Annotated in this window: 5 protein-coding genes; all 5 read right to left on the bottom strand. The window is 46.8% G+C overall.

Annotated elements, in window-relative coordinates; all coding sequences use genetic code 11:
* Nucleotides 1-261: 261 nt before the first annotated feature.
* The 5 genes from ACX0G9_RS14330 to uvrB all read right to left on the bottom strand — a co-directional run bounded on the left by ACX0G9_RS14330 (nucleotide 262) and on the right by uvrB (nucleotide 10,536).
* Nucleotides 262-903 (bottom strand): DsbA family protein, encoded by a 642-nt coding sequence (locus ACX0G9_RS14330; RefSeq protein WP_459065606.1) that lies wholly within the window; start codon nucleotides 901-903, stop codon nucleotides 262-264.
* A gap of 54 nt (nucleotides 904-957) precedes the next feature.
* Nucleotides 958-2,781 carry a PAS domain S-box protein gene (locus ACX0G9_RS14325; protein WP_459065605.1) on the bottom strand — a complete coding sequence of 608 codons (1,824 nt, stop codon included), beginning with the start codon at nucleotides 2,779-2,781 and terminating at the stop codon, nucleotides 958-960.
* Nucleotides 2,782-2,985: 204 nt separating this feature from the next.
* Nucleotides 2,986-5,322 carry a hypothetical protein gene (locus tag ACX0G9_RS14320; protein WP_459065604.1) on the bottom strand — a complete coding sequence of 779 codons (2,337 nt, stop codon included), beginning with the start codon at nucleotides 5,320-5,322 and terminating at the stop codon, nucleotides 2,986-2,988.
* A 170-nt stretch (nucleotides 5,323-5,492) separates the two neighbouring features.
* Nucleotides 5,493-8,459, bottom strand: a complete 2,967-nt coding sequence (gene polA, locus ACX0G9_RS14315) for a DNA polymerase I (RefSeq protein WP_459065603.1) — start codon at nucleotides 8,457-8,459, stop codon at nucleotides 5,493-5,495.
* Between the two features lie 37 nt (nucleotides 8,460-8,496).
* The gene (uvrB, locus tag ACX0G9_RS14310; RefSeq protein WP_459065602.1) at nucleotides 8,497-10,536 is read right to left on the bottom strand and encodes an excinuclease ABC subunit UvrB; all 2,040 of its coding nucleotides are present in this window, start codon (nucleotides 10,534-10,536) and stop codon (nucleotides 8,497-8,499) included.
* Between the last annotated feature and the right edge of the window lie 86 nt (nucleotides 10,537-10,622).

The following is a 10,622-nucleotide window of genomic DNA, read 5'->3' as shown; positions in this document are numbered from 1 at the left end:
CTTTTATGCGACGTGCAAGTTAATACGAAACGAGCATTTCAGCGATAAATTTTTCTGGGAAGGCCAGGGTAAAACCTTATGTAATTCTACATTTCTACTGTTATCCCTTTTTTATCGTTACCCTGCGACCTAAACACAATTCGTGCCCCTTTCAACGTATATCTTGCTGATTTAGTGTATATTAACAATATTTTAGTGTTCAGGAACCTGTCCGGACATGAAATTGTAATTACTCTCATTTCCGACAGAAAAAGGAGTTCATTATTCTGCCAAAACTTTGTCAATGGTTGTTTTAACGACCTCATGATCCGTATAGCCCCTGGAAAGCAGGTAAAACTTCGATTCACTTACCTGCAGGAACAACGTGGGGAACCCGGTTACCTGTAATTGTTTCACAAGGTCAAATTCAGCATATGCTTTTTCTTTATAATCGGGGTTATGCAGTTTTTTGTAAAACTCCTGGTCAGGGATACTGTATTTCTCCAGCAGGTGCCGGTAAGCTTCATCATCGCATAAATCGCGTCCCTCGAAATGGAGGGCATATTGCAGATCTGCGGCAAAGGGAATGGCCAGGTCGTGATGATAATCCTTGAATACACATAAGGCAATGGCTGGTTTTTCTGAATTGGGGTACCAATCGCTCTGGTCAGGGTTAAATATATGCCATAACCAATCCTGACCGAAACGGACCCCTGTCCGCTCTTCCACCGTTTTATAGGCTTTTTGAATATACCCTGCTGTAACGCTGATCGGTTGCGGTTTTTCTGTAATAATCATGCCTCCGGACAACACTTCGAAGGCCAATCGGTCTCTGTATTCCTCAAACAGGTGGGTGATAACGGGGCTAAATCCAAAACACCAACCGCAATAAGCGTCATAACAATAATAAAGAGTCGGGCTCATACCGGGTATTACAAATAGTAAGTGGCAAAGTTAACCCTTTCTCAATAACCTGATTTACCCGCAAGGTAATTCGATACGTAACTCACATCCTGCTCCGGGGGCCGTCTTCAACCGGATATTACCTTTGTAATATTCCACCCTGTTACGGATATTATTTAACCCCATGCCTCTTTTAATGGCTTTTTCATCAAAACCCTGGCCGTTATCCTTTAAAAACAGGTGAATCCGGCTATTATAAATCTCTATTTCAATCGTTAATACCGATGCATGTGCATGTTTCAGCACATTGCTTATTTTTTCCTGAATGATGCGAAAAATGGATAATTTGATGTCTGGACTGATTTTATCCTCTTCCGGCTCCTGAATACAGGTCAGCAGGACCACTAATTTTCCGGATTGATTTATCTTTTCTACCAGATCATGGATAGCCACTACCAGCCCCAGGTCCTCCAGGGCATAAGGGCTGAGATTATGAGAAATATTCCTGATCTCCCGGATCACCATTTGAATATTGGCCGAGCAGGCGTCGATAAATCGGGCATCGGCCGGATTATTCCGGGCAATTTCCAGAAACAATTTGCAGGTGGTAAGAATCTGATTGACGTTGTCATGCAGTTCGGAAGAGATCTCCCTCCGCTCCTTTTCCTGCGCTTCCATGATCGCCTTGACAATCTCTCTTTTTTTCCGAACCTCTTCTTCGATCAGCATTTTTTCCAGGTTTCGTTGTTCGGTAACATCATGCATAGCCCCGATCATACGGATGACCTCTTTTTCGGGAGATCTCAGAATATAGGCCTTATCCAGAATGGTCCGGAATGTCCCGTCCATACATTGGAAGCGGTATTCCTGCTGCCATCGCTCGTCTTTTCCTTTTAAAGCCTTATCCAGGCTCATAATTACTTTTTCCCGATCTGCGGGATGGATATGTTCGAGGTTCAGATCGAAGGAACTGACGTCTTCCTGGTAGCCAAACAGCGTTCTGAAGCCTTCACCCCGGAAAATCCTGTTCTCCCCGATTTTCCAGTCCCAGATCGCATCGGATGTGGCCTTTCCGGCATAAACATAACGTTCATTGCTTCGGATAAGTTCCTCCCGGGTGTCGATCATCTGGGTAATATCAAGGGCTGTTCCACCGATCAGGCGGATCCCGTTTTCAATGCCCAGCGGAAATTTAAATACCTGCAGGGTAACGGTTTTTCCCTCTGCAGTTATTCCTTTTTCCGTTAACTCTGCCGGGCTATTACTTTTCCAGACGAGTTGATTACCCTTAATGTAAGAATCACAAAAAACAGGAGGGAAAAATTCATATATAGACCGCCCGATAGCTGTTTCGGGGAGACCGAATGTTTTTCTGTAGGAAGAGTTCATATAACGAAAACAGCCCCTTTCGTCCAGGATCCAGGTCAGGGTAGGTGTATTTTCCATAAAAGAACCGAAAGCGAAAGCATGTTCTGTACTGGAGATCCTTTCTTCCGCCTGTTTGTCAGTAACCTCCCGGATAACGCTGACATAGCCAATGGCCAAACCTTCCGAATCCGTTATGGTGGAAGCGTTGCATTCCAGGAAATGCTGTTTTCCATCCTTGCCGGTTTGGATCAATTCTCCTTTCCATTTTCCAAAAGCTTTTAATTTTTCCCAGGCAATTTCCCGGGAATCGGTAAGAAACTGATGCAGCAGCACTTCGTCGATGGATTTTCCCAAAACGTCTTCCGACCTATATCCATAAAGCTGGCATGCGCTCTTATTCCAGCTCCTGATGGTAAAATCAAGATCCATTGAAACCACCGCATCGGGAATATTATCGAGGATAAAGACCGAATGATCGGGATCCATGGTATCCACGAAATCCCGGAAGGAAGATTTGCTAATCAGAGACATTATGGTTGTTTTTCTACTGTGCTACGCGAATAAGGGTTGCTTGCCTGTTAAATCTTATTCCGTAAGAAATGAAAAACAAAGAACATATAAAAATTATTTTGAATTATTATTTTTTAATATTAAAAATAAACACCCCCCGGAAAGAATACATTCTTTCCGGGGGGTGATATGCAAATGATATTGTATTTATAATGCCTTTTCAGGTTATCCTCTTCTGCCTGCCGGACGGCTGCCGCCACCTGCACCACCGGAAGAAGCGCCACCGGAAGGTCTGCTTCCACCTCCGCCGGAAGGCCTGGGAGCACTATTATTGCCTCCTCCTCCGCCTCGGGAACCCTGAAAATTCTGGCTCCTGTTCTGACCGCGGTCGCGCATTTGCTGATCCCGGTTCAGGTTAGGAACCGACTGGTTGTTATTAGGCACCGGCCTCCATTGATTATTAGGCTGTCTTTGCTGCCATTGATTATTGGAAGGGTTGCGTTGATACACATTTCCGCTTCTGTCGGAATAAACATTATTGGATGATCCCGGACGGCCCTGAACGCCTGGCCTTGTTTCATTACCATTCCCAACACCTGGCCGGGTATCATTCGTTGCGGGACGTCCCCCGGGACGGGTTCCGCCTGGATTTCCAGCCTGGCCTTGCGGCCTGGTCAATCCATTATTTCCGCGGTTGAATCCGCCTATTGCCCTGTTATTATTGATTGTCCGGTTGTCGCGGGTGACCACACCACCCCGGTTACTATAAATATTGGTCCTGTAATTATTTACCGTTCTGTAATTATTAACGGTCCTGGTATGAGGCCCATAATACCCTGCCGTCCGATAACGGTTCCATACATATGGCGGACGATATACGCGCGGACCCCACCAGCCACCGCCTCCCCAGCCGCCTCCACCCCAGTATCCGTGCCCAAAGCCGATACCAAAATGAAACCAGCCGGACCCGTAGCCATAGCCCATACTCCATCCGGCCCAGGGGTTATAACCCATGTTAAAGCCCCAGGTCCAGGGACGCGGGTAATAATATCCGTTAAACCATGGATCATAATAAAACCCCGTACCGTAAACTACGGTAGGTCCGTAAATAAAAGTATTAAGATATCCAGGCGTATACCCCATATAAACATATTGAGGCGTTACATCATAGACATACACATATTTTATATTATATAAAGGGGAATTTGGAGGGATCCTGTCCACTTCATCGGGTCTTTCCGTAGAAACCGTCCAGGGTCCGGAAGGGCTGGGTGCCTGGAACCATACGCCGTTATCCACACTATAATATACGCCGTTATAGAGCACGACCGAGGAAGAAGTGTTCGTTGCATATTGCATATCCGTACCCTGCAAAGGCGCAAATTTTGGATCTCCGTTATAATTTACATCGGTAGTAGCCGTACTGCGGTCTACTTTGGCAGTTTGGGGGATCTGAGCATCCATAATGGCCTCCCGGGCAGCTTCTGTACCAGCTACACTCGCCAGAACATTATCCTTTGGCGATCCTTCAGGGATCCTTGCAAAATTAGCCGGAAGCGCATTCGATGCAATATAATGCCAGCCTCCGGTCAGAGAAGAGGATGTATACCACCGGCCGGAGATCAGGACAAAGTAATTTCCCGTGCTCTGATCCTGGAAAATATCATTGGAAGAATTACTGACGTAGGAAAGATCCGTTCCTGAAATTGGGCTTAAAGAAGCCTGTCCTTCGGATTGGATCAGTTCTGCTGGTGAAGTGCTGATAATGATGTCCGAAATTTCATTATCCTTTGTAGCTTCAGAAGAATCTACATAACCCGCATTGGCACTATTTGCAGCATCCACTGCACCTTTTACCTGGTTCAGATTGGATGGGACATTACCTGCCGGAGAATAGGGCCCGGTAGCATCCCTTGCAGTATACCAATGTTTGCCGCCATACAGGTAAAAAAGACCATCATTATTCTTTACAATCGTAAAAGGCGTATTTACTACCGCTTCCAGCCCCCAATCTTTATTGGTTTGCAATTTTGGCTGACCGTCGATCATGACCAGCAGGGAAGGATGATCTTTATAAATGATTCTGGGAGCAGTAGTATTCAGATCTTTTGATAATTTTTTCTGTTCCTGGTTCTGATCAAGGGAAGACAGTATTTCATCCAAAGACAGATCTCCGGCCACCTGGGGCAGGTTTGTCTCCAGAGCCGATTTTATACTGCCGGTAAAATTGTCGTCTGTCTGTCCGGGAAATTTGACATTGGGAACCTTGACGGATTGGATAATAACCCTGCGGTCGTCCCTGTCTGTTTCTACATTCGCAACAGACCAGAAAGTCCCGAAAACGGGATCCGTTTTGCCGCTATTGAGCACGGAAATAGCCCACCTGGACTTCAAAATATTGTCAGAAAAAGCCTCTGGCTGAGGCTGATAGATTTTAATCACCGTTCCATCATCCGTAGAAAAGCTTTTTGGCCATTCCTGCTGGGCCTCCTGTGCAAAAGCGGAGCCTGCAAGAAAAAGGACACAAAAAAGCGGAACTAAACTATTCCGGATCGCGTTCATATGTGTTTGTTTAGCATTTAAAATAGGTCATTAGACAAGCGCAATTTTAGTGCCTGCTATAACAGGCGACTCATCTTGCTTATGTATGACCTTTTCCGGGGACGAAAGTTTGATCTGTATCTAAAAAGAAATTGTTAAAATTGACGGGTTTAATGCGCTTTCTACCTGTTTTAATGCGCTTCCAGCCAGTTTACTCCCGAGCCTACTTCCGCATTGGCGGGTACTTCATTAGGCAGAGGGAGGGCTGTCTGCATACAACGCATGATTATGGGTTTAATTATATCTATTTCCGTTTTATGGGCATCGAAGACCAATTCATCATGAACCTGTAATAACATTTTTGACCGGAAGCCCTGTTTCCTGAATTCCTCATCGATCCGGATCATGGCCAGCTTGATCATATCTGCAGCTGTACCCTGGATCGGGGAATTGATGGCATTCCTTTCCGCGAAACCGCGAACAGTGAAATTGGCGGAATTGATATCCCTCAGCCATCGTTTTCGCCCCATCAGGGTTTGGACATACCCATGCTCCCTGGCAAAATTGATCGTATCGTCCATGTATTTCTGGATATTGGCAAATTGTTTTTTATAGGTGTCGATGATTTCTTTGGCCTCTGCCCTGCTGATACCCAGGTTGTCCGCCAGACCAAAGGCTCCCTGGCCGTAAATGATCCCGAAATTGACGCTTTTGGCCTTATACCGCATTTCCTTGGTTACGTCCTTTTCTTCGACACCGAAGACCTTAGCGGCCGTAGCGGTATGGATGTCTTTACCTTCCCGGAAGGCGGAGACCATATTCGGATCAGCGCTAATGGCAGCGACTATACGCAACTCGATCTGGGAGTAGTCGGCGGATAAAAGAACAAATTCCTCATTGCGGGGGATGAAGGCTTTGCGGATCTCCCGGCCCCGTTCCGTCCGGATCGGGATATTCTGCAGATTGGGATTATTGGAGCTCAGCCGTCCGGTGACGGCAACAGCCTGTGCGTAACTGGTATGGACCCTTCCGGTTCTCTGGTTGACCATCAGCGGCAATGCATCCACATAGGTTGACCGTAATTTCGTCAGTTCCCTGAAAGCTAAAATGTCGTCAACGATCTGATGCCGGCTGGCCAGTTTTAACAAGACATCCTCGCCGGTCGCATATTGACCGGTCTTTGTTTTTTTTGCTTTGGGATCGAGCTGCAATTTTTCGAAAAGAACTTCGCCCAATTGTTTGGGGGAAGCCAGGTTGAACCGGACTCCGGCCAGTTCGTAAACCTTTTCCTCTGCAATTTTTGCATCCTTGTCCAACTCTTTGGAATATTCCTTCAAAAAGTTCATATCCACGTTGATCCCTTCGAATTCCATAGCAGTCAGCACTTTTACCAGTGGATTCTCCACTGCGTAAAAAACTTTTTCCACTTCTTTCGTTTTCAAAAGGGGAAGGAAAACCTGTTTTAACTGCAGCGTAATATCAGCGTCCTCCGCGGCATAATCTTTTATCTTTTCCAATTCCACATCCCGCATATTTCCCTGCCCCTTTCCTTTTTTGCCGATGAGCTCCTCAATATGAACGGGTTCATAACCCAGGTATTGGGCACTAAGCATATCCATACTCCGTTTGCCTTCAGGCTCTATAACATAATGGGCCAGCATAGTATCGAATAAAGGCCCCTTCAGTTCCACGCCGTACCATTTCAGGACAAGCAGATCGTATTTCAGGTTCTGACCGATCCAGGTAACGGAATCCAGGTTAAAAAGAGGTGCAAATGCGTTAAGGATCGTTTTGGTGGCTTCCTGGTCCGCAGGACAGGGAACATACCAGGCCTCTCCCGGTTTACAGGAAAAACTCATTCCGACCAATTCGACAGCATTGGCATCGATGCCGGTTGTTTCCGTATCGAAACAAATTTCCTTTTCCAGAGATAATTGTTTCACCAGACCGGCGATAGCCTGATCGCCAACGATAGCGGTATAGATATGACCGGAATTCAGGATACTTTTATCGACCCGCAGTCCACCTGCTTCAACTCCTTCGGTTTCGCCAGGGTCACCTTCACCTACGCCCGAAAGGTCCTCTCCCTTTTCTACGGCAGCTTCCATGCGGTTTGCCGCTTCTTCCAGTTTTCCTTCAGCGGGTGAGGTTCCGCCGGGAGCACCCTGCTGTTTAGCGCCTGGTAAGGGAGTTCTGTTTTTCGCGGTCAACGGTTTGCTCTCCACGATGTTTCCGAAAAGATCTTTCTGCGTCCCTTCCGGCGCAACGGCAGTTGGCGATAGGAAATCATCTCCCAGTATCCTTTTGCCTATAGCCTTAAATTCAAGCGATGCAAATAATTCATTCAGGATGCCCTTGTTCCATTCTTTCAGCTTAAAATCTTCCTCATGGAACTCAACGGGAACGTTGGTAATGATAGTGGCCAGTTTTTTACTCATCATGGCCAGGTCTTTTCCTGCCTTTATTTTTTCCCCAAGCGCCCCCTTTATTTTTTCGGCATTGGCCAGCACATTTTCGAGGGTCTCATATTCGGCCAATAATTTGGCAGCAGTCTTTTCGCCCACACCCGGAATACCGGGGATATTGTCTACGGAATCCCCCATTAGCCCCAGTATGTCGATCACCTGTGAAACATTTTTGATATTCCATTTTTCACATACTTCCTTTGGTCCCATGATCTCGATACTTCCACCCTGGTAAGGAGGTTTGTAGATCTTGACCTGGTCCGAAACCAACTGGCCATAATCTTTATCGGGAGTGACCATATAGACTTCGTATCCGGCAGCCGCAGCCTGCACGCTTAGGGTACCGATAACATCATCGGCCTCGAATCCATCCATTTCCATAATAGGAATGTTAAAACCACGGATAATGGCTTTGATATCCGGGACGGCACTGGATATATCTTCAGGTGTTTCCTGGCGGTTGGCCTTATAGTCCGCAAAATCCGTATGCCTTTCTGTTGGTGCACTCGTATCGAAACATACGGCCATATGAGAAGGCTGCTGATTGATGATCAGGTCTACCAGGGCATTGGTAAAACCGAACTGGGCATTCGTGTTTCGTCCTTTGGACGTGACCCTTGGGGCGCGGATCAGGGCATAATAAGCGCGGAAAACCAGCGCATAGGCATCAAGCAGGAATAGCTTTTTTTTCATAAGCGAAGTTAAGTGTTTCGTGGTAAGGGCGTAAAGGCTACCTCTTCATCTCCGCCAGTTTTTTCTGCTGACTGAACATTTCATCACGCAGCCGGGCGGCTTCCATAAAGTCAAGATCCCGGGCAGCCTTTTCCATTTCTTTTTTTGTCTTGCCGATCGCCTTTTCCAGTTGCGGAATGGTGTTATAAACGATCTGCTCTTCGGCAGCGATGGTCACCAGGTCTTCATCCGGGGCTATGGCATTGGGGTTGCCCGCATCATAACCTTTGATATCCAGGACGGAGGTCTGGGCAAAAACCTGTTCTTTCGATTTTATGATCGTCCTGGGGGTAATGCCGTGTTCCAGGTTATAGGCGATCTGTTTTTCCCGCCTGCGCAGGGTCTCATCCATGGTCCGCTGCATGCTTTCGGTGATCTTATCGGCATAGAAGATCACCAAACCGTTCACATTACGGGCAGCCCTTCCTGCTGTCTGCGTCAGTGATTTTTCATTACGCAAAAAACCTTCCTTATCGGCATCCAGGATAGCCACAAGCGATACCTCCGGAAGATCGAGCCCTTCTCTCAGCAGATTTACGCCCACCAATACGTCGATAACACCCAGCCTTAGCTGGCGAAGGATCTCCACCCTTTCCAGGGTGTCCACTTCACTATGGATATATTTGGATTTGATATTAATCCTGTGCAGGTATTTATCCATTTCTTCCGCCATTCGTTTGGTCAGTGTCGTGACCAGAACCCTGTCTCCTTTCGTTACCCTGTCATCGATTTCATTCAACAGGTCATCGATCTGGTTGATGCTGGGCCGGACTACGATGGGAGGGTCCAAAAGACCGGTTGGCCGTACGACCTGTTCGGTCACGATCCCCCCTGTTCTTTCCAGTTCATAATCACCGGGGGTTGCCGAAACAAAAATGGTCTGGTCTACCAGTGATTCGAATTCGTGAAAATTCAGCGGCCGGTTATCCAGCGCGCTTGGTAAGCGAAAGCCATAATCGACCAATACCAGCTTACGGCTCCGGTCGCCTCCGTACATTCCGCTTATCTGCGGTATTGTCTGATGACTTTCGTCGATCACGCATAAAAAATCTTTGGGAAAATAGTCTAGTAAACAGAAGGGTCTTGTGCCGGGTGTCCTCCGGTCAAAGAACCGGGAGTAATTCTCGACACCATTGCAATAACCCAGTTCCCGGATCATTTCCACATCATAGTTTACCCGTTCGCCGAGACGCTGCGCTTCGATATATTTTCCGGTATTTTTAAAATAGGTTACCTGTGCAGCCAGTTCATCCTGGATCTCATATAACACTTGCTGCATAATATCCTTGGGGGCCAGGTATAAATTGGCGGGAAAGATCGCGGCATCAGTCAGGGAGGCGATACGTTTTCCGGAGCTTATTTCAAAACTTTCGATCTCATCGATCTCATCTCCAAAAAAACTAATCCGGTATCCATAATCTACATAGGGGAGGTTAATATCCACCGTGTCTCCCTTTACCCGGAAATTGGCCCTTCCGAATTCAATCTCGCTGCGTTTGTAAAGGGAATTAACCAGGGCATGTAAAAAACCCTGACGGGAGATCGTTTGTCCTTTCTGAATACGCACGATCCCATTCTCGAATTCTGCGGGATTACCTATACCGTAAATGCAGCTTACGGAAGCGACAACGATAATATCCCTTCGCCCGCTCAACAATTGTGTGGTGGCCTGCAACCGCAATTTCTCCAGTTCTTCGTTGATGGAAAGATCCTTTTCAATATAGGTATTGCTTACCGGCATATAGGCCTCCGGTTGGTAATAATCGTAGTAAGAAACAAAATAACCCACGGCATTATCCGGAAAGAACTGTTTGAATTCCCCGTATAGCTGCGCCACCAGGGTTTTATTATGCGTCAGGACAAGGGTCGGCCGTTGAACGTTCTGGATCAGGTTGGCGATGGTATACGTCTTACCGGAACCGGTTACGCCCAGCAGGGTCTGGAACCTTTCGCCCTGTAAAACGCCATCGGTCAGTTGACGGATCGCTTCCGGCTGATCGCCGGCCGGAGAATAAGGAGCATGGATGTTAAATGGCATGGAAAAAAATTGAAAGAACGGGAAAGTTACCGAAAAAAAATACAGGCAAAATTACCGATTGAATAAATTTTACCGGTAAGGAATTA

It is taken from the genome of Flavitalea flava (genome assembly GCF_054461575.1).
This window is presented reverse-complemented; position numbering and strand designations above follow the sequence as displayed.